The following is a 21,214-nucleotide window of genomic DNA, read 5'->3' as shown; positions in this document are numbered from 1 at the left end:
CTTTGGTATAATTAATCAAAATATTAAATTTTCTGATAATTATTTTTCAATGCATAGAAAAGGAGTGGTAATATACAATTTTGATAATTGTATAAAAATACTAATTTTGTAAGTTTGAGAAAAGGAGATGCGAGTGTATGGGAGCAGATGTAGTAACGCGGGAGCAAATGAAACATTCTTTAGATGATTGGTATCGTGTAATGTTACAGCAAAATATAGAGAAAGCTACGGAAATGAAAGAGGAGATTGAAAGTAAGATTAGTGGGTTGGACGTAGATCAGGATGTATTGCTTTATCATGCGTTGTTGAATTTTAGATATGATGCATTAGTTGATTGGATTGGGGTTAGAGAAGATAGTTTTGATAAAGTGGAATCTTTTGAAATCCCAGCAGAAGGTGTTCTAGCTTATTACTATCACTTTTTTAAAGGGTTTCATTGCACATTAATTTCAAATTATAATGAAGCGAAAGAACAGTATGAGCAAGCTGAGAAGTTATTGAAATATATTGCCGATCCGATAGAACATGCGGAGTTTAATTATCGGATGGGGAATTTCTATTATCAAAAATATGACCAAGTTCATGCAATAGATTACTTGAATAGGGCAAAAGCAGCATTTTTACAATATCCAGGCTATGAAATAAAAGTAGGATTATGTGAAAATGCTTTTGGACTATGTTGTGTAGACATAGATCACTATGAATTAGCGGAAGAAAACTTTAATTCTGCTATGGAAGTATTGCAAAAAGCAGATCAAAAAAAATATATGCTAATGGTTCGGCATAATTTAGCTTGGCTTTATGCTAGTCAAAATCTTTCAGAATTAGCGATTCGTCATATATCTGAGGTGACCAAAAATTACCCAGAACACTTTAAAGCCTTGTTTGTAGAAGCACATGAACATTACAAATTAGGACAATATAATTTAGCGAATCCAATTGTTGAAAAAGGTTTAAATATTTGTGTTGATTTAGGAGAAAAAGAATTTCAACATCGGTTTAAAATTTTGAAAGAACTCAATGGAAAATCTTCAGTATCAATTATTGAAGATGTAATTTTAGAAGGACTTTCTTATTTTGAGAGAGAAAGATTATGGGATTGTATTCAAGAATACACTGAAATTTTAGCACTGAAATTTTATGAATTTGATGATCATGTTAAGGCAAGTAAATATTTTTATATGAATAATAAGGCTCAAAAAAATATATTGGAAAAGGGAGCGTTAAAATAATGAAGAAATTTCGTTTGGCTATTGTTGGGACTGCATTAGTAGGGGTATTATCAATTGGGTTCAATAGTTCTTTTACAAATCAAGCTGTAAATATAGGAGACACAGGAGGAGCACCAGCAAGACCAGACTACGTTAATATAGGAGACACAGGAGGAGCACCAGCAAGACCAGACTACGTTAACATTGGAGACACAGGAGGAGCACCAGCAGATAATAGAGGCGACGGCGGAGTAAGCCAACTATAATAACAAAGAAAGGGACTTCAACATGAAGTCCCTTTTTCTATTTTCAGGCCATGTAGAGAAAAGAATTGACTTACTTTAAATATGTAACTATAATAGTTACAGAATAACCATTAGTAATAGAAGTGAGTTATATTTTTTTAGTATAATTGTAACTGTTTTAGTTACAATTAAAAAGAGAACATAAAATAACCAAAAAATGTAAAAACTTTAAATAGCCATTCGAGAAAGGAGACGGGAACTTTGAAAAGGTTTAAGTTTTATATGATTAGCGGTATTGTGCTCGTTTTGTTAATTGTTTGTAATTTCGTCGATAAGCCGATTGCGAAGGTTGGAGAAGTGAAAGATACTGTTATGATGAAGCTGCATACGAAAGAGAGTATGGCGCAAATTGATGGGCAGACAATTTATTTTAAGCAAATTGGAGAGGGGAAGCCGCCTTTACTTATGCTTCATGGGTTTGGTGGTTCATCTGATGGGTTTAGTGATATTTATCCGGAACTTGTAAAGGATCACACGATTATAGCGGTTGATATTTTAGGATTTGGGCGTTCTTCTAAGCCAGTTGATTTTCAGTATTCGTTTCCTGCGCAAGTGAATTTATATTATAAGTTAATGAAGAAGCTCGGATACGATCAGTTTGCGGTGCTCGGTCATTCGATGGGCGGAGAGATGTCCCTTAATTTAGCGTATTTATATCCGGATGCAGTGACGCATCTCATCTTGGCGGATGCTACAGGGATAGAGTCTTTCCAGCAAAAAGACAGTTATGAAGTACCACCGCTATCGACGGACTTACAAACTGTAACTGAGATTACAAAGTATAATAAAAATGAAGTGAAAAATAGTCGTGATGATAAAGAGCATTATGATCAGCTTACGAAAATGAGAGAGCGCCGCATTGCGATGGAAGCTGATAAAATTAAGGTGCCTACTTTAATTATATGGGGACGACATGATAAGAGCGTTTCTTGGAAAAATGGTGAACTGTATCATGGGCTATTTGCAAATAGTACGTTTCATATTATTGAAAAAGGATACCACGCACCGTTTCGTCAAGAACCAATTGAGTTTATGGAATATGTACAAGCATTTTTCGCGAAGCATCCACAATAAAAATTTTAAGCATAAATTCACTTCTTTCCTCATAAAGTGAAACTAATAAGGCTTGTCTAAGGAAAGGAATGAAGTGATTTGGAAACTTTACCATGGTGGGTGTATCTTGTGATTGTCGGGATTGTACTAAGTGGCTACATGGTTTTATATACTTCGAAAAAAGAGCAAGATATGGATAATGAGTTTATTGAAAAAGAAGGCGAAGTATATATGAAGCGCTTAGAAGAAGAACGCGAGAAACGTAATCAGGATAGTGATAAAGATTCGGTATTGCTTTAATAAAAATTTTGAAAGGCTACCACCTAGTAGGATTTTACATCTAGGTGGTAGCTTTTTTTCTTCTGCGGGAGCAGTATATGTTCATCAAGCTAAGGTTATATTAGTTTAATTTTACATGTATAAGAGAGTCATCATAAACTTTTATTGATGGTATTTATATATATTTTTACTCATAAGAATGGAACTAGTAGGGATTTTACTGGGGGGGATTAACAATGCATAGGGATGAAACTTCATTACATCCTGATACAGGTGTTACATCTGTAATGTTTGTTGAGCGTTCATTAAATGAAATTCGTTTTTGGTCTAGAATCATGAAAGAGCATTCTCTTTTTCTTCGCTTAGGGTTTAGATGCGAGGATACGCAATTAATCGAAGAGGCGAATCAATTTTATCGATTGTTTGAACATATTGAACAAATAGCGCATTCCTATACAAATGAAACAGATCCTGAGCAAATAAAAAGATTTAATGCAGAAGTACAACAAGCCGCAACTAATATTTGGGGATTTAAACGAAAAATTTTAGGATTAATTCTCACATGTAAATTGCCAGGACAAAATAACTTTCCACTTTTAGTTGACCATACAAGTAGGGAAGCTGATTATTTTAGAAAACGTTTAATACAATTAAATGAAGGTAAATTAGATGCGCTTCCTGATGCTATTATTAAAGAAAATGTTTTCTTTTTACGGATTATGGCAGACCATGCTAAATTTATTGGTCATCTTCTTGATCCATCGGAAAGAAAGCTTGTAGATACAGCACGAAATTTTAGCAATGATTTTGATGAATTGATGTATCAAGCAATTGACTTAGAATCTATGAAACCACAATCCCAAACAGCTCCTCTTTTAGATCAATTTTTAGATCAAAATCGCGTGTCGGTTGCATCTCTTCGGGATTTTAAGAAAACAGCACGTGATTTAATTGAGCAATGTAAAATAAAGAGTATCATTCATCCATTATTAGCAGACCATGTTTTCCGTGAAGCTGATAGATTTCTTGAAATCATTGATATGTATGATGTTCACCTTACAAATATTCAATCACAACCTAGATATTAGAAGATAAGGAAAGATACTATTTTTCCTTAAGCTGAGAAGTTAACAATTTATTGTTAGCTTCTTTTCTTTATGATTAAAATTTTCTTTTAAGGACTACATAAATCCCTTTGACCAAATATGTAATTCTTTGTAAAATGTTATATATGGAAATATTATGAATATGCAGGAAATCTATGGATAATAGATTTTAATAAATTATTCAAGGGAAATTTATTAGTTAAGTATATTAACTTGTTTGCACTACATTTTACAAATAAAGGGGTATTAGTAATCATGAAAGCAAAGAAATTAGTAAGTTTAGCGCTACCAGTTATGTTATTGAGTGGTTGTATTACAATTGAAACTGATGGTAAGAAAGCTGAACCAACGAAAGAAGAAACGCAAAAGGTAGAGAAAGAGAATAAGACTTCTGAAAAAGAGAGTAAGTCAACTGATAGCAAGAAAGAGGATAGCTTATCTGTAGCGAAAGGTGAAGGTACAAATAGTAGTTCATCAAGTAGTCAACCAAGTTCTTCTTCAAATAATTCAACTTCTTCTAGTTCTTCAACTGGTAAGGTAACTGGTTCAGATGTTGAAAGGTACAAGGCAGATATCATAAATAGTGCTACTCAAATTGAAGATACAATGAAATTAATTGAAGGAATAGCAGATTCAGACGTAAAATCATACAAACAAAAGAAAAGTGAAGTACAACTGAGTTTAGGTGGAGCAAAGGCAACTGCAACGAAACTGAAGAACCTACAAGCGCCTCCTGAGTTACAGGGAGAACAGGCGAAGATAAAGCAGTCGATGGAACTATATGCGGATTGTTTTCAACTTCTATTTGATGCATTGGACCAAGAAGACGAAAGTAAAATGCATCAATCATTAAGTAAAGCACAAGAAGGTTCGAAACTGTTTGAAGAGGCAGCGAAGAGTATCGGTAGTAAAACCAACTAAGAATAAATTATTTTAAGGGGTACTTGTGGGTGCAGTTGGTGCAAGTGAAGAGTTAGGAATTAGTTATGGAAACACATTACAAATTTATCAAATGGACGATAATGTTCGTATTCGATATGTAAAACAATAAATAATTGGTGAAAAACTCTGTAATAAATTTTACAGGGTTTTTTGTTAGTTCTAGTTTATTTTTTTGTCTTCCTAAGCGCTAAGCATACTAGTATAAGTTGAGAAATGAACAAAACGATAATGATAGGCAAACCTTTCTCACGATGTAACTGTAACCATCTAAAGCCCAATTCATACACTATGATGGAGGCTTTTTACTTACTAATCGGATGAAAAAGGAGTGTAATCATGAAGAAATGTACTGTTAATGAAGCGGGAGGGAATGTGCCACAACCAATCCGCAGCGACGGAGCTGGTGCGATTGATTTTGGACCTCGTAATGTTATGCGGGATATTCAAAATCCGAATATGCTTGTTCCGCCTATAACGGATGCAGGGTTAGTTCCTAACTTGAAGTTTTCATTCTCGGACACTTCTATGATTTTGAAACAAGGCGGGTGGTCTCGGGAGATTACTGCTCGGGAACTACCGGTTTCGACGACGATTGCGGGAGTGAATATGAGTTTAACGGCCGGTGGAGTACGAGAACTACATTGGCATAAAGAGGCAGAATGGGCGTATATGCTTTTAGGACGGGCGCGCATAACGGCTGTTGATCAAAATGGGCGTAATTTTATTGCTGATGTTGGGCCAGGTGATCTTTGGTATTTTCCTCCTGGTATTCCGCATTCCATTCAAGGATTGGAACATTGTGAATTTCTACTCGTTTTCGATGATGGGCATTTTTCTGATTTATCTACTTTAGCTATTTCTGATTGGTTTGCGCATACGCCAAAAGAAGTGTTGTCGGCTAATTTCGGAGTACCTGAGAGTGCTTTTCGTTCTATTCCTTCAGATCAAGTTTATATTTATCAAGGAGAGGTGCCAGGTTCGCTTGAAAGTCAGGAAATTCAATCACCTAAAGGAGAAGTTCCTTTAACATTTAAACATGAATTGTTAAAACAAAAGCCGATTAAGACTCCTGGTGGTAGCGTTCGAATTGTAGATTCTACAAATTTCCCTATTTCCAAAACAATCGCAGCAGCGCTCGTTGAGGTTGAGCCTGGCGGAATGAGAGAACTTCATTGGCACCCGAATAATGATGAATGGCAATATTATTTGACAGGGGAAGCGAGAATGACTGTGTTTCTTGGAAATGGTACCGCTCGTACATTTGATTATAGAGCTGGCGATGTCGGATATGTACCGTTTGCGACGGGGCATTATATTCAAAATACAGGTACCGAAACATTATGGTTTTTAGAGATGTTCAGAAGTAATCGTTTTGAAGATGTATCGTTAAATCAATGGATGGCACTGACTCCTAAAGAAATAGTGGAGAGTAATATACATGTTGGCCCGCAAGTAATGGATTCCCTGCGTAAGGAGAAGTGGCCTGTTGTGAAATATCCGGGGTTTTTATATAGTCCGAAAAATGATGAGTAAAAATGAAAATTTGCGTTATTCTTTCTGGAGACTGATAAGAAGGGATGGCGTATTTTTTATGCCTAATCTAGTCTTTATCCCGCTATTTGCCGGGCAGTAAGACCCCCACCTCAAAATTCAGCGGAAGCAAAGAAGTTAGGTGGGGGATCAACAAAACCCCCACTGATTAAAGTTTCAATTTATTAGTATCCGTCCTTTGTATTATTGTTCGGGAAATTATTATTGGAGCATAGTATAGGGAAGATACATATAAAATAGCGCCATTATAAGCTGTAACGCATAAGTTGCGCAGGAAATGCAACGATAACTCGCTTTACTCTTCATCATTTATTTGAACATAATGGGCATAGAGAGGTGATAAACACAGTATGATTTTTAGTGAGCGTTTAAAAGAAGAAAGGGAAAAAAGAAATTGGTCGCAAAATGATTTGGCTGAAAAACTTCATGTGAGCAGGCAATCTGTTTCGAAATGGGAGACGGGAAAGAACTATCCGAGCATTGAAATTATTATTCATTTAAGTGATCTGTTCGGTATTACAATTGATGAACTGCTGAGGAGTGATGAAGAATTGACGCAGAAAGTAATTGAAGATAGTAAGCAATTGGCGTATCCAAAATGGAAGGTGTTTTTTGATAGTCTATTTATGATAGGAGTATTGTTGTTTATTGCAAAAATCGTTGTATGGATGCTAAATAAGTTTGCTGGAGCAAGTATTACAATTGTAGCAGATGCGCCATATGTAATGAATCTTTTGCCCCTTGCACTAATGATTATAGGTGGTATAGGTTCCGATAAGTTGAAGAAAATATATAGATAAGAGAAAGATTTGAAAGAAATCCCCAACACTAGCTGTTCTTTTCACTTAAATTGTGTACTATAAAGGATAGGATGACATAAAGAAGGGGACATATAGAATGGAATTTCATGAACAGAAGATTTTGCCGGCAGTGAGGCAAATTAAAGATTTGGAAAAGCTATTACATAGTTCGTATGAATATATCGTTATTTTAGATATTCATGTCGGTCAATTGAAGAGTGTTATATCACTTGCGAAGCAATATTGTAAAAAGGTGTTTTTACATGTGGATTTAATTCATGGTTTGCAGAGTGATGGGCATGCGACGGAATATTTATGTCAGGAGTTTAGACCGTACGGGTTACTTTCAACAAAGGCGAGCGTTATTATGAAGGCGAAGCAAAAAGGTGTTGTGGCAATACAACGCATCTTTTTAATCGATTCGAGTGCAATGGAGAAGAGCTGCAATCTTTTAGATAAGACGAAACCGGATTATATTGAGGTACTTCCTGGAGCATTAACGGACGTTATCGCTGAAGTGAAAGAGCGTACTGGTGTACCGATTTTAGCAGGTGGTTTTATTCGTACTGTAGAAGATGTGGAAAGAGCTTTAAACGCTGGTGCGACAGCAATTACGACATCAAAACGCGAACTATGGAAACATTACCAAAAAAAGTGACGGAAATGTGAATTTTTTCGTTGACACCGCTTTCATTTACGGTTAACATTATAGACAAGTTAATAAACGTGACGGAGAAAAGTAGAGATCCACATTTCATTGTTTCTATATAAATTTATATAGAAGCGTGCAAAGCTGTGGGTCTTTTTCTTTTGACAAAAACGAATGGCCATTCATTTTACCTCTATCACATTTGGAAGCGTTTAAATTGATTGTGGAGGGATACTATGTCAGCATTTTTAGGAGAGTTAATAGGGACTGCGTTGTTAATCGTACTTGGTGGCGGCGTTTGTGCTGGTGTAAGTTTAAAGAAATCGTTTGCGAAAGATTCAGGTTGGATTGTTATTACAATGGGCTGGGGCTTAGCAGTAGCAGTTGCAGCGTATGCGGTTGGATCAATTAGTGGGGCACATTTGAATCCAGCTTTAACGATAGGACTAGCATTTAAGGGAGCGTTCCCATGGAGTGACGTACCAGGTTATATCGTAGCACAAATGATTGGGGCAATTATCGGGGCAGTTATCGTATATTTACATTACTTACCACACTGGAAAGAAACAGAAGATCCAGGAACAAAGTTAGGCGTATTTGCAACAGGTCCAGCAATTCCGAACACATTTGCAAACCTTTTAAGTGAAATGATTGGAACATTCGTTTTAGTATTTGGTATATTAGCAATTGGTGCAAATAAATTTGCAGATGGATTAAATCCATTCATCGTAGGTTTCTTAATTGTAAGTATTGGTTTATCATTAGGTGGGACAACAGGATACGCAATTAACCCAGCACGTGATTTAGGTCCGCGTATCGCACACTTCTTCCTTCCGATTGCAGGAAAAGGCGGTTCAAACTGGAAGTATGCATGGATTCCAGTAGTTGGTCCAATTTTAGGTGGATCACTTGCAGGTTTATTCCATCAAGTTGTATTTGAAGGAAAACAAAATTCAGCACTTATTTATGTGATTATCGCAACTGTGATTGTACTAGCAATCTCTTATATGACAAGTAAAAAAAGCGGAAGCAATACAAATAGTAGAAAAGTAGCATAAGGGGGAAACCGATATGAAAAAATATATTCTTTCATTAGACCAAGGAACAACAAGCTCACGCGCAATTTTATTCAATAAAAAAGGTGAAATTGTTCATTCAGCTCAAAAAGAGTTTACACAACATTTTCCAAAGCCGGGCTGGGTAGAGCATAATGCACAAGAAATTTGGGGATCTATTTTAGCAGTTATCGCAACTTGCTTAAGCGAAGCAGATGTAAAACCAGAACAAATCGCTGGTATCGGTATTACGAACCAACGTGAAACAACGGTTGTCTGGGATAAAACGACTAGTAAACCAATTTACAACGCAATCGTATGGCAATCTCGCCAAACAGCTGAAATTTGTGATGAGTTAAAAGAAAAAGGTTATAGCGAAATGGTTCGCGAAAAAACAGGTCTTTTAATTGATGCATACTTCTCTGGAACGAAAGTAAAATGGATTTTAGATAACGTTGAAGGTGCAAGAGAAAAAGCAGAAAACGGCGATCTATTATTCGGAACAATTGATTCGTGGCTTGTATGGAAACTATCTGGTGGTAAAGCACACGTAACAGATTACTCAAACGCATCACGTACGTTAATGTTTAACATTCACGACTTACAGTGGGATGATGAGCTTCTAGAAATGTTAACAGTACCAAAGAGCATGCTTCCAGAAGTACGTCCATCATCTGAAATTTACGGAGAAACAATTGATTACCACTTCTTCGGTCAAAATGTACCGATTGCAGGTGTAGCTGGTGACCAACAAGCAGCATTATTTGGACAAGCTTGTTTCGGTGAAGGTATGGCGAAAAATACTTACGGAACTGGTTGCTTCATGTTAATGAACACAGGTAAAAAAGCAGTAGCTTCTGAGCACGGTCTATTAACAACAATTGCATGGGGTATAGATGGTAAAGTAAACTACGCATTAGAAGGAAGTATTTTCGTAGCAGGTTCTGCAATTCAGTGGTTACGTGACGGAATGCGCATGTTTAAAGATGCAAGTGAGAGTGAAGTGTATGCGAATCGCGTTGAATCAACTGATGGTGTATACGTTGTACCAGCATTCGTTGGACTAGGAACACCTTATTGGGATAGTGAAGTACGCGGCGCTATGTTTGGTGTAACACGCGGTACGACGAAAGAGCATTTCATTCGTGCAACGCTAGAATCTTTAGCTTACCAAACGAAAGATGTATTATGCGCAATGGAAGCAGATTCAGGTATTGAACTGAAAACATTACGCGTTGATGGCGGAGCGGTTAAAAATAACTTCTTAATGAAGTTCCAAAGTGATATTTTAGATGTTCCTGTAGAGCGTCCAGTGATCAACGAAACAACGGCTCTAGGTGCAGCATACTTAGCTGGTCTTGCAGTTGGATATTGGAAAAACCAAGATGAAATTAAAGAACAGTGGCATATGGACAAACGCTTTGAGCCAACGATGGAAGCGAAAACAAGCGAAGAGCTATATGCTGGATGGAAAAAAGCAATTGAAGCAACAAAAGCTTTCAAATAATCATAAACAGTGTTATAATGGTGACAAGTTAATAATTCGGTAGGAGATTTGGAGAGACCACAACGCGCTATAGAGGCGAAATCTATAGCGGAGTTTGTGGTCTCTTTTTTCGTTATCAAAGGGAGGAATTACCATGAAATTTTCAAGTAAACAACGTAAAGACGTATTAAACGGAGTAAATAAACAAGAGTTAGATGTGATCGTAATTGGTGGAGGTATTACTGGTTCTGGTATTGCATTAGATGGAGCAACACGCGGGTTATCAACAATTGTGTTTGAAATGCAGGACTTTGCAGCAGGTACATCAAGTCGTTCAACGAAGCTTGTACACGGTGGTCTACGTTATTTAAAACAACTTGAAGTGAAAATGGTAGCAGAGGTGGGTAAAGAGCGTGCGATCGTATATGAGAACGGTCCCCATGTAACAACACCAGAGTGGATGTTACTTCCGTTCCATACAGGCGGTACGTTCGGATCATTTAGTACATCAATTGGTCTTCGTGTATACGACTTCTTAGCAGGTGTAAAACGAAGCGAGCGCAGAAAGATGTTTAACCGTGAAGAAACATTAAACAAAGAGCCTCTTGTAAAAAAAGAAGGATTAAAAGGCGGCGGTTACTACGTAGAATATCGTACAGATGATGCGCGTCTTACAATTGAAGTAATGAAAGAAGCAATTGAGCACGGCGCAAAAGCTGTTAACTACGCAAAAGTAGACAGTTTCTTATATAAAGATGGAAAAGTATGCGGTGTACGTGTAATCGATTTACTAGACGGTGAAGTATATGAAGTGTACGGTAAGAAAATTGTAAACGCAGCTGGCCCTTGGGTAGATACACTTCGTGAAAAAGATAACTCGAAAAAAGGAAAAGTACTTCAGTTATCAAAAGGTGTTCACTTAGTAATTGACCAAAAACGTTTCCCATTAGGTCAAGCAATTTACTTCGATACACCAGATAAACGTATGGTGTTCGCGATTCCTCGCGGCGGAAAAACATACGTAGGTACAACAGATACGTTCTATGATAAAGACGCAGCTGTACCACAAATGACAACAGAAGATCGCACATACATCATTAATGCGATTAACTACATGTTCCCAAGCGTGAAAATTACAGAGAAAGACATTGAATCAAGCTGGGCTGGTGTTCGTCCGTTAATTTACGAAGAAGGTAAGAGTGCATCTGAAATTTCTCGTAAAGATGAAATTTGGACTTCTGAATCTGGCTTAATTACAATCGCAGGTGGTAAATTAACAGGATACCGCAAAATGGCTGAAATGGTAGTAGACTACGTAACGAACTTACTACAAAAAGAAGGTCATAGCGCATATCCGAAGAGCGACACGAAACATATGCCAATCTCTGGTGGACATGTAGATGGTTCACACGGATTCCCAGCATTCGTTGCGAAAAAAGCTGGCGAAGGTACGAAATATGGTTTAACAACAGCACAAGCAGAAGAATTCGCGAAATTCTACGGCTCTAACGTTGACGTACTATTTGACTTAGCGAAAAAACATAAAGACGAAGCGAAAGAATACAACATGCCGCTTGACGTTCTAATCCCGCTTGTATACGCAATGGATTACGAAATGACAGCAAAACCAGTTGACTTCTTCGTACGCCGTAGAGGCGCTGTATTCTTCAACATCCACTGGGTATACGAGTGGAAAGAAGCAGTAATCAACTACATGGCTGCGAAACTAGGCTGGAGCAAAGAAGAACAAATGAAATATACAGCTGAACTAGAAAAAGCATTAACAGACGCTGTAATTCCTGTAGATCAACAAGAACAGGCAGCTGCGTTAGCATAAAATAGAGAACCACCTGAAGGGGAGCCTTTAGGTGGTTTTTTTATGGAATATTCTTCTAACTATATTGCATAACAACATATGTTGTTATACGATGTATATAAGGTGGTGGTATTGTTGGACAAAGAAATCTTGAAGGGAAGTATAGATATTTTATTACTTTCTATCATTGCAAAACGTGATACATATGGATATGAAATAGCTCAAAGTTTAAAGGATGCAAGTGAAGATTTGTATAGTATGGGGCAGGGAACTTTATATCCTGCTTTAAAGAGATTAGAGAAAAAGGAGTTTCTTGAATCTTATTGGAATGAATCTGAGAATGGGATGAAAAGGAAATTCTATACTATTACAGATAAAGGGAAAAAAGAATTGCAGAAGAAAGTGAACTCTTGGGAGAGTGTAACAGCATTAATTCAAGCTTGTCAGAAAGGAGTTATTTATGAGTGAATTTGATGAGTATATTAAGTCTATTTTAGCCTATTCAGAACTTAGTGATATTGAACAGGATGAGTTATTTCTAGAAATGTATGATCACTTGAACAGCTTGAAAGAAGAATATATGGAACAAGGTATGAATGAAAAAGCAGCGATTTATAAAGCGATTCAAAGTTTTGGAGAATCAAAAGTTATTGGCGTAGAGATTAATAAATCGGTATACGAAGTTCCTAGGTCATTAAAGGTATTATCAAAAATTTTATGTATTCCTTATATAATCATTTGTTTTATTGTCTTTTTAGGAACGTTTATTTCAACTTCTACATTTGACTCTGTTCGCAGTTTGACAGGTGGGACTGTCTATCATCCCATTGAATTTTGGCAGCAATTTTTACATATATCTGATTTAGAAACGTTATTACAACTTTTTGGAATAACACTTTGGCAAGTTGAAGATTTTATTGCACATCCAGGTCCTTGGGGAAACTCAACTTATTGGCTAAGCGTTTTACAACATATAATATTAGTAGTTCCATTTGGATTTTTCGTTCCAGTGCTTATTAATAAAGTGACTAACTACAAGAAAGCTCGTAAGTGGTATGTTATGACCTTTCTTGTTTGGGAGATATTACATTTACTAACTTTGTCTGATGTTTTTGATGTGTGGCGGATTGCTATAAATATGCTCGGTGCGTCGGTAGGATATCTTTTATTTATAAGCATGATACAAATAGATAATAAATTTAGGATAATGCGCAAGAAGATATTTGAAAATTAGCTTGCTATTCTGTAGTTTAAATTATAAAAATTTAGTTTGATGGTAATAGAGTATTGCTGAAAACATAGGTGCTATATAGTGAGAGGATTTTTTATATTCGTAATAGGTGTTGTTCCTTGTTTACTCATACTGTTATGAAGCGGGTACATAATCCGTCTTTATTGGTGCTATAAATGATGAGAGCGGCACAGCTGAACTAGAAAAAGTCTAGATCAACAAGAACAGGCAGCTGCGTTAGCATAAAATAGAGAACCACCTGAAGGGGAGCCTTTAGGTGGTTTTTTCTCTTGACTAAAAATAAATAAAATGTGTTACAATAATGATAGAGTATGTAGTATGAATTTTGCATAAAATAAAGAGGACAGAAGCCTGAGAAACTTCTGCCTTGTGTAACCTAACTTGCTATTGTGGTGGTAGTAGGTGCGGTTATAAGACAATTACATTAACGTTTTAGCCGAGAACCGCCCTTACCTTTTCCACGAAGCAGGGTGGTTCTCGCTTTTTTGTATACAGAAATTAGCCACGGACCGACGTATCTTCTACCGATGACAACGCCAGCTCCGGTTAGGATACCATACACTAATTTAATTACAAACATCGCGATCATATTATCACCTCCCCCTTTTTTAAAAATGGAGGAGATGATTGCCACACCTACTAGTTATAGCGTATTAAGTTACGTATTCATTGTATTATGTTTTAAAATAGGGAACAAGACATATGGATGAAAAGCCCTAGTTTTAAATGGTGGTTGTGTAAATTGTGGTTTATCATGTATAACCTGTTTATGAGTTTCCTACAAGTTAAGGTTTTCATTCAATTGCGTTATGTATAGAAGTTTAAATGCTACACTTGTATGAAGAATGTATTGGTTTTGATATTATCGATCCATCTTTGTATGGCCATGATATATTAGATTCTTTAAATGAGCATTAGAAAGAAGGAGGACTCGATTAAATCGGTTCTCTTTTTAATTTAGCGATGAGGGGAATCTTGGCGATATAAAACTAAGACAAAATCCTTATTGTAAACTTAAAGAGCGCCTTGGGAGAGAGGCGCTCTTTAAGTGAATGTATTGTAACGACTATTCGGTTTATTATATGTAAGTAGCTGGAAAGTGTTTTATAAAAAACGTGATTGCCGTCCGTATTTTTTATAAATTTATAAAACTTTTTCATACAGTGCGTCGTCTAATATATGGGAAGGAGGAAATGATGTGGATGAATTAACGGTAGAAGCGTTTGAAATAGAAGATAAGGAACTCCTTATCGATGAAATCATGAACAAGTATGGACAAGAAGTCCTGCAGCTTGTGTATTCATATGTAAACAATAAAGAAATCGCTGAGGATGTAACGCAAGATATATTTGTGAAATGTTATAAGTCTCTTCATACATACAAAGGGAAGTCGAATGTGAAAACGTGGTTATGGAGAATTGCGATTAATCAATGTAAGGACTATATAAAAAGTTGGTATAACAAAAAGGTGATCGTGACAGAGGATGAATCTGCTTATATGGGGGTTCAAAATGATAGTGTCGAACAAACTGTTATGCAAAATGCGGAGGATCGTGAGCTCGCTTCTGCGGTAATGAATTTACCGATAAAATACCGAGAAATCATTTATCTATTTTATTATGAAGAATTATCAATTAAAGAGATTGCTACTGTAATAGACGTGAAAGAAAACACGATAAAAACGAGACTGAAAAAAGCGAAGGAGCTTTTGAAGAAAGGATTGGAGGGATAATCAAATGGAAGATCGATTAAAAGGCTTGCGAAAATCAATGGAGAACACAACGTTTAAACATTTGAGTTTTTCTGATCAACACCAGAAGCAGGTGCGCGAAAAAATTAAGCAATCGTCCGAAAAGGAAGAAGATATCCTTTTAGCAGTGTTACAACTTCTTATGAATGAAAAAACAGGTTATGAATTGATGCAGTTACTAAGAGGGAGAGGGATTCAAAAATTCGAAGGTGATGAAGGGTCTCTATACACTTTATTACATCGTCTAGAACAGAATCGCTTTATCCAATCTAGCTGGGATCACGCAGGAGCTAAATATTATCAATTAAATGATAAAGGAAACAAGATGCTGCGAAAGGCAGAGAAGAATGCTACGAAGGCACGATTTATATTAAAAGGATTAGTACAGGAGTGAGAAAAAATTGAATAAAAAAGGGGAGCGTTTTTTAAAAGAAGTTACGAATCATATTAAATCAAAAGAAGCGAAGGACTTAGTAGCAACGGAACTAGATTTTCACTTGAAACAGACGAAGAATATGTGGATAGAGAAAGGCTTAAGTGAGGAAGTTGCTGAAGATAAGGCTGTTGAACAAATGGGAAGTCCAATTAAGCTTGGCCAGGAACTTAATAAACTACATAAGCCAAAGGTTGATTGGTTCTTAATTGGTTTATTAGTGGCTGCGATGGGGCTAGGTTTTTTGCCAGTTATAGCGCTTGGACATGCTGACTTATTAATGAATAAGGTGATATTTGTAATTCTCGGTGTTACAACAGCGATTGGGATGATGCTATTTGATTATCGGAAGTTAGAGAGACTTGGGTGGCTGTTTTATACAATTGGTGTACTTATCTTGTTAATGATAAAATGTTTTCCGACTGCTTCTTTGAATGGAGAACCATTACTAAAAATTGGTTCCGTCATAATTGATTGTTTAATGACAATACCATTCTTTTTTCTAGGCTGGGCTTCTTTTTTCAATAACAGTAGATTAAAGTTTATACATCTTCTCATGTTGTATTTATTTTCTTTATATTTATTTCTAACTACATCAACTCTTTTACCACTGTTCATCTATATCACGATGGTATTTGTTATGCTTTGGTGGAGTAAGTTAGGAAAGAAAACGGCATGGCTCATTACGATTTTACCTATTGTACCATTGATTATTAGGGATCTACTTTCCTGGTCTGCTGTAAAAGAATACCGTATGGCCAGAATTTTAGGAATGTTAAATCCAGAGCATGATCTATGGTATTTACGTTTAAAAGAGGCGATGTCTTCAGCAGGTTGGTTTGGTACATATGAAAATATAAAGTCTATCCGTGCTGCCCATACTGATTTTGTATTTGCAAGTTTGACTTACTATTATGGATATGTACTTGCGCTAGTTCTTGTCGTGATTCTTTCTCTTTTTGCAGTAAGAATAATGAACATAGCTTATAAAATAAATGATGGTTATGGTAAATTGCTTCTCGTTGGCGGAGTGACTCTTTTTGTAATCCATTTTATTTGTAACGTTGGCATGACCCTCGGGATATTACCACGTGTTTCTATATCATTACCATTTATTAGCTACGGATTGATACCAACTCTGTTTCATGCATTTATAATGGGAATTGTGTTAAGTGTATATCGACGTAAAGATATTCCTTTTAGAATGAGAAAAACACCTTGATAATCATCAAGGTGTTTTAGTTATTAGCTCAAAACTATACGAATCAGCCCCAAGCACAAAAGGACTAACCTCACCAACGCTATAAAGGTGCAACTCATGCATTGCGCGTGTGCAAGCAGTGTAGAACAATCTACGAATGCTCTCATCGCTGTACACATCTTTAGAAGCATTGTAAATAATAACAGCATCAAATTCAATACCTTTCGCTAAGTAAGCAGGGATCACGACAATGCCTTGCTCATACTCGGCTGAGTTACTCTTCACGAGCTTAATATTATCGATATGATTAAGTGCTTCGTATGCAGCGGCGCTTTCAGCTGCGGATTTACATATAATTGCGATTGTATTGTGCTGCTCTTTTTGTAGTTCAGCAACTTTGGCAGTAATATGTTCGTGCAGTTCGCTCTCATTCGCTACTTTCGTCACTGTGGGTTTCTCGCCGTCACGTTCAAAGGCGTGAATGTTCTTGCCTTCCGGTACGAGAGCGCGTGTGAATTCAATAATCGGTTTTGTGGAGCGATAGCTACGAGTTAAGTTAATGCCGTTTGTTTCGTCTGGACCGTATAAATTTGTAAGTGTATCGAAATTAACTGTTTCACTCGCATGAGCAAATATCGCTTGGTTAAAGTCGCCGAGTACTGTCATTCTCGCGGCAGGGAAGAGACGTTTTAAAAACTCGAACTGAAACGGCGAATAATCTTGCGCTTCGTCTACGAGTACGTGTTTAATCGATCTGTTCGTTTGGAAGCCTTCAATTAACTCTTTTAAAAGTAAAAATGGAGTTGCGTCCTCGTAATATAGTTTTCCTTCATCGAGCATGTTTACTGTTAATGAGCAAATGTCATCCCACTCTTTCGGTTTTTCCCCAGTAACCCATGATGCATCTGTGAAGAGCTGTTTATATATGCCTGTGAAATTGATGAAACGCAATGTTTGAACGCCTTTACGAAGTGGCTTCATTTTTTTACGGACAATCATACGTCCAAGTACTCTCGTTTCTTTTTCAAAATCATGAAAGGAGTTGTCGTCAAACTCGCCTTTTTTCTGTAAATATTTATAAGCCTTTTGGTATTCATCTTTACTAAGTAATTCAATTTCTTCTTCTACCCAAGGTTTTTTCAGTTCTGCTTTTTCAAGTGCATCTATTTGCTTATTTAGCCAATCCGTTAACTTCTCAATTCGACTATGGAAGCGGAGGGAGGAGTCAGTATTATAAAATTGCTCTGTAATTTCTTTAGCTGAGACGATTAGTTTCCCTCTAAATTTCATTCCTCTAAATAGCATACCTGAAGATTCAAGAGATTGTCTGTACGCTCTAATCATCTCGAAAAATTGAGTGGATGCTTTAAATCGGATGCTCGCATTTCTCGTTTTATAGGTAGGGCTATTCGTTTCAGTTAACATATATTCCAATTGCTCATAAGGATCTTCAACTTCAAATGACTTACTTAGTCTATGATTTAAATATTCTTGGAATGTAACTTGCTGCATATTTTCTTCACCGAGTTCAGGTAGTACGTTAGAAACGTAGCTATTGAACATAGAGTTAGGAGAGAAGAGAATAATTTGATCTGCTTTTAGCCATTCGCGATATTTATATAGTAAGTAGGCGATTCGTTGCAATGCAGCTGATGTTTTACCACTACCAGCGGCTCCTTGCACGATAAGGAGTCGGCCTTCATCGTGACGGATAATTTCATTTTGCTCGCGCTGAATCGTAGCAACGATGCTTTGCATATGTTTGTTCGTGCCTTTTCCAAGCGCTTGTTGTAAGATTTCATCACCAATTGTAAGGCTCGTATCGAACATAGAATCAATCTCGCCATTTTGAATAATGTATTGTAATTTTTTCTCCACATTACCGTGGATTACGCCGCCTGGTGTACTGTATTCAGCAGGTCCTGGTGGATAATCATAGTACACACTCGAAATAGGTGCGCGCCAGTCATATATAAGGAAGTTTTCTCCGCTTGCATCAGTAAGTGTAGCGACGCCGATATAAATTTGATCCGCGGCAGATTCTCCTTCTTCTTTGAAATCAATTCGTCCGAAATAAGGTGCTTTATGCATGCGTCTTAATGCGGCAAGTCGATTAAAGGTGTGCTTATGGGTAATTTGTGTGACAGCTAGTGACTGAGCTTGTTGTCTTAAGTTGATAACTGTTTCAAGATAATCATCGAAAGTATCAGTATTCACTTTCACGTCATCCCAAAAGTGTTTACGAATATTGATTACTTCTGCCCGGCGTCTGCCAGTTTCGTTTTCCAGTTTATCAATTTGCTCCGTAATTGTTTCAATTACGGTATCCAAACGTTTTTGCTCTAAATCAAGGTTTTTGTTCATACGGTAAGCACTCCTTTAAAAGTGAAAAATAGAGGTTGACTGAAGATGTATTTTGGTGTACAATTAAGATACGGATAAATACGTTCCTTTTGTTTTGTGAAACGTGTTTCTGTTCTAATTTAACATAGTTTTTTCATTTAATCAATGATAATAAGATAAACCTTGGTTCTACGTGGCGTGGATCAAGGTTTTTTTGTGTTTGAAGAGGGAGTCACGCTTGTTGTCGTTTTTTGTCGGTAAGTCGATATATTTCGAAAATCGCTGATATAATTGGAGTTGCGCTGATATATTTTGAAAATCGCCGATATATTTGAAAAATCGCCGATATAATTTCATTTACCGAATCTAGATATAACTACCGGGAGAAGAGGGGATAAAAAAAGCTCGGGCCTAAGCCCAAGCTTTTTACTGCATTATTTCTTTTCTTCTTTTTTATCGTCAGCTTTTTTCTCTTCGAAAAGATCTTTTAAATCTTTATCGTCAACTTTTACATCAGCTTTTTTGATTTCTTTCATCATAAGATCATTCATGAATGCAGCATCTTGTGCTTTCTTCTGAACTAGATCTTTTTTGATGTCGCCTTTTACTTCATCAAATGGTTTTTGTTCTTTAATGTCTGTTACTTTAATGATGTGGTAACCGAATTGTGATTTTACAGGCTCGCTTACTTCATCTTTTTTCAGTTTATAAGCAGCATCTTCGAATTCTTTAACCATTTTACCAGCAGTAAAGTAGCCAAGGTCTCCACCTTTTTCTTTTGAACCAGTATCTTCAGAATATTGTTTCGCTAACTCTTCGAAAGATTTACCTTGTCCAAGTTCTTCTTTTACCTTTTTCGCAGTAGCTTCATCTTTTACAAGGATGTGGCTTGCTTTAATTTCAGGCTTGTAGTTTTCTTTTAGTTCTTTATCAGTGATTGTTTTCTCGATAGCTTTTTCTTGAGCTAATTGAGCACGCACACCAGTTTTTATAGTTTCTTCTTTAATACCTTGTTGTTTTAATAGTGTATCGAATTGATCACCGTATTGTTTTTTCATTTCATCGAACTTTTTGTCTACATCTTTGTCTTCAACTTTGTAGTTTTTAATAAGTACTTTTTCCATAACCATGTTGTTTAGTACTTGTTTACCAGCTTGTGTCTTCATTTGATCGTAGAATTCTTCTTTTGTAATGTCACCAGCTTTAGATGTAACGATTTTGTCTGATGATGATGTTCCACATGCTGATAATGCGATTACACTTGTTGCGGCTAAGGCAAGCATAGCTTTCTTCATTCAATAAACACTCCTACTATTATGTATTTTTAATTTATCCTACACCAATGAATTTTGATTCATAAGAGCCCGATTAAGTCTCACTGATACTTTTGCTTTTTTATATTGGTAAAGCGCGCTTAACAGGGCTTACCGTGGCTGAGGATAAAGTTTTGATGAATGTTTTGTTCTATAGTATAAGCAATATGTACAAAATTTAATATATCATATTTCGAACCGTTTTCATATTGATAAAGAAAAATTAACCAGCACGTGTCAGATTTTGAAAGTGTGCCATATTGGGCGCATGCCGCATATACAGAATAGAGGAGGGGATGGGGATGAATTCTCAACTTATTTTATTACTTGTACTGTTTATTTTATTGGTTATTGTAGGTATAATTTGCTTATAGAGGAAAAAAGTGAGGAAGGGGCTTTCCTTCCTCACTTTCCATGAAATATAATTTCTATATAACTAGAAATTAATAAAATTGTTATACATACATTAATAACCCGAAAGACACCGGGCTGGCGGCTCGCAGCTATTTGTTTTCGTTCACACAGTGTATGTGTCATGAAATTCGTGTAAAATATAACAAGAAGTGCGAATGCGACAAAAACAACTGTTATAAGTGTCATGAGGCGAGACCTCCTTTTGGCTAAAATACATATACATATATTGTATCACACGATATTTTGTTCGTGTTA

21 protein-coding genes are annotated in these 21,214 nt (G+C 36.4%); 17 read left to right on the top strand and 4 right to left on the bottom strand.

Translation table 11 applies throughout. The annotated features are described in order from the left end of the window. Positions 1 to 137 precede the first annotated feature (137 nt). From MR143_RS26230 to MR143_RS26165, 14 genes are all read left to right on the top strand, one after another. Positions 138 to 1,232: a response regulator aspartate phosphatase gene (locus MR143_RS26230; protein ID WP_000500588.1), complete on the top strand. Its 1,095-nt coding sequence runs from the start codon at positions 138 to 140 to the stop codon at positions 1,230 to 1,232. Beyond that, positions 1,232 to 1,477, top strand: coding sequence for a Phr family secreted Rap phosphatase inhibitor (locus tag MR143_RS26225; RefSeq protein ID WP_000714518.1), 246 nt, complete (start codon positions 1,232 to 1,234; stop codon positions 1,475 to 1,477). The genes MR143_RS26230 and MR143_RS26225 overlap by 1 nt, the downstream gene beginning before the upstream one ends. A gap of 240 nt (positions 1,478 to 1,717) precedes the next feature. Then, positions 1,718 to 2,590, top strand: a complete 873-nt coding sequence (locus MR143_RS26220; RefSeq protein ID WP_000819476.1) for an alpha/beta fold hydrolase — start codon at positions 1,718 to 1,720, stop codon at positions 2,588 to 2,590. 78 nt (positions 2,591 to 2,668) lie between these two features. Beyond that, entirely contained in the window at positions 2,669 to 2,869 is a 201-nt protein-coding gene (locus MR143_RS26215; RefSeq protein WP_000449223.1) for a sporulation YhaL family protein, read from the top strand. Between the two features lie 215 nt (positions 2,870 to 3,084). After that, positions 3,085 to 3,936 carry a DUF2935 domain-containing protein gene (locus tag MR143_RS26210; protein WP_000554486.1) on the top strand — a complete coding sequence of 284 codons (852 nt, stop codon included), beginning with the start codon at positions 3,085 to 3,087 and terminating at the stop codon, positions 3,934 to 3,936. Between the two features lie 273 nt (positions 3,937 to 4,209). Continuing rightward, entirely contained in the window at positions 4,210 to 4,875 is a 666-nt protein-coding gene (locus tag MR143_RS26205; protein ID WP_199717870.1) for a DUF7018 domain-containing (lipo)protein, read from the top strand. A 357-nt stretch (positions 4,876 to 5,232) separates the two neighbouring features. Continuing rightward, positions 5,233 to 6,429 carry an oxalate decarboxylase family bicupin gene (locus MR143_RS26200; RefSeq protein WP_242281079.1) on the top strand — a complete coding sequence of 399 codons (1,197 nt, stop codon included), beginning with the start codon at positions 5,233 to 5,235 and terminating at the stop codon, positions 6,427 to 6,429. A gap of 368 nt (positions 6,430 to 6,797) precedes the next feature. Next, entirely contained in the window at positions 6,798 to 7,247 is a 450-nt protein-coding gene (locus tag MR143_RS26195) for a helix-turn-helix domain-containing protein (protein WP_199717869.1), read from the top strand. 97 nt (positions 7,248 to 7,344) lie between these two features. Then, positions 7,345 to 7,905, top strand: coding sequence for a glycerol uptake operon antiterminator GlpP (gene glpP / locus MR143_RS26190; protein ID WP_000394285.1), 561 nt, complete (start codon positions 7,345 to 7,347; stop codon positions 7,903 to 7,905). A gap of 227 nt (positions 7,906 to 8,132) precedes the next feature. Beyond that, complete coding sequence (gene glpF / locus MR143_RS26185; protein WP_001272200.1) at positions 8,133 to 8,954, top strand: glycerol uptake facilitator protein GlpF; 822 nt, start codon at positions 8,133 to 8,135, stop codon at positions 8,952 to 8,954. Between the two features lie 13 nt (positions 8,955 to 8,967). Continuing rightward, entirely contained in the window at positions 8,968 to 10,458 is a 1,491-nt protein-coding gene (gene glpK, locus MR143_RS26180) for a glycerol kinase GlpK (protein ID WP_242281078.1), read from the top strand. Between the two features lie 133 nt (positions 10,459 to 10,591). Beyond that, positions 10,592 to 12,274 carry an aerobic glycerol-3-phosphate dehydrogenase gene (gene glpD, locus MR143_RS26175; RefSeq protein ID WP_000672831.1) on the top strand — a complete coding sequence of 561 codons (1,683 nt, stop codon included), beginning with the start codon at positions 10,592 to 10,594 and terminating at the stop codon, positions 12,272 to 12,274. 114 nt (positions 12,275 to 12,388) lie between these two features. Beyond that, positions 12,389 to 12,721 (top strand): PadR family transcriptional regulator, encoded by a 333-nt coding sequence (locus MR143_RS26170; RefSeq protein ID WP_000356630.1) that lies wholly within the window; start codon positions 12,389 to 12,391, stop codon positions 12,719 to 12,721. After that, the gene (locus MR143_RS26165) at positions 12,714 to 13,487 is read left to right on the top strand and encodes a VanZ family protein (protein WP_001288371.1); all 774 of its coding nucleotides are present in this window, start codon (positions 12,714 to 12,716) and stop codon (positions 13,485 to 13,487) included. The genes MR143_RS26170 and MR143_RS26165 overlap by 8 nt, the downstream gene beginning before the upstream one ends. 442 nt (positions 13,488 to 13,929) lie before the next feature. Here MR143_RS26165 and MR143_RS26160 read toward each other — a convergent pair whose 3' ends face one another. Next, the gene (locus tag MR143_RS26160; RefSeq protein ID WP_000561154.1) at positions 13,930 to 14,094 is read right to left on the bottom strand and encodes a hypothetical protein; all 165 of its coding nucleotides are present in this window, start codon (positions 14,092 to 14,094) and stop codon (positions 13,930 to 13,932) included. 609 nt (positions 14,095 to 14,703) lie between these two features. Between MR143_RS26160 and MR143_RS26155 the strand changes: the two genes are divergently transcribed. The 3 genes from MR143_RS26155 to MR143_RS26145 are packed head-to-tail and all read left to right on the top strand — an operon-like array spanning position 14,704 to position 16,910. Further along, positions 14,704 to 15,237: a sigma-70 family RNA polymerase sigma factor gene (locus MR143_RS26155; RefSeq protein ID WP_199717868.1), complete on the top strand. Its 534-nt coding sequence runs from the start codon at positions 14,704 to 14,706 to the stop codon at positions 15,235 to 15,237. Between the two features lie 4 nt (positions 15,238 to 15,241). Continuing rightward, complete coding sequence (locus MR143_RS26150; protein ID WP_000390149.1) at positions 15,242 to 15,649, top strand: PadR family transcriptional regulator; 408 nt, start codon at positions 15,242 to 15,244, stop codon at positions 15,647 to 15,649. Between the two features lie 7 nt (positions 15,650 to 15,656). After that, on the top strand, positions 15,657 to 16,910 hold the full coding sequence (locus MR143_RS26145) for an FtsW/RodA/SpoVE family cell cycle protein (RefSeq protein WP_199717867.1): 1,254 nt from the start codon (positions 15,657 to 15,659) through the stop codon (positions 16,908 to 16,910). Positions 16,911 to 16,916: 6 nt separating this feature from the next. On the opposite strand, the gene helD is transcribed toward MR143_RS26145, so the two are convergent. From helD to MR143_RS26130, 3 genes are all read right to left on the bottom strand, one after another. Then, entirely contained in the window at positions 16,917 to 19,253 is a 2,337-nt protein-coding gene (gene helD, locus MR143_RS26140) for an RNA polymerase recycling motor HelD (RefSeq protein WP_199717866.1), read from the bottom strand. Between the two features lie 413 nt (positions 19,254 to 19,666). Beyond that, the gene (gene prsA / locus MR143_RS26135) at positions 19,667 to 20,527 is read right to left on the bottom strand and encodes a peptidylprolyl isomerase PrsA (protein WP_000710058.1); all 861 of its coding nucleotides are present in this window, start codon (positions 20,525 to 20,527) and stop codon (positions 19,667 to 19,669) included. A 423-nt stretch (positions 20,528 to 20,950) separates the two neighbouring features. Continuing rightward, positions 20,951 to 21,145 carry a hypothetical protein gene (locus MR143_RS26130; RefSeq protein WP_000172690.1) on the bottom strand — a complete coding sequence of 65 codons (195 nt, stop codon included), beginning with the start codon at positions 21,143 to 21,145 and terminating at the stop codon, positions 20,951 to 20,953. Between the last annotated feature and the right edge of the window lie 69 nt (positions 21,146 to 21,214).

This window comes from Bacillus cereus group sp. BfR-BA-01347 (assembly GCF_022663835.1).
Classification (GTDB): Bacteria; Bacillota; Bacilli; order Bacillales; family Bacillaceae_G; genus Bacillus_A; species Bacillus_A thuringiensis_K.
This window is presented reverse-complemented; position numbering and strand designations above follow the sequence as displayed.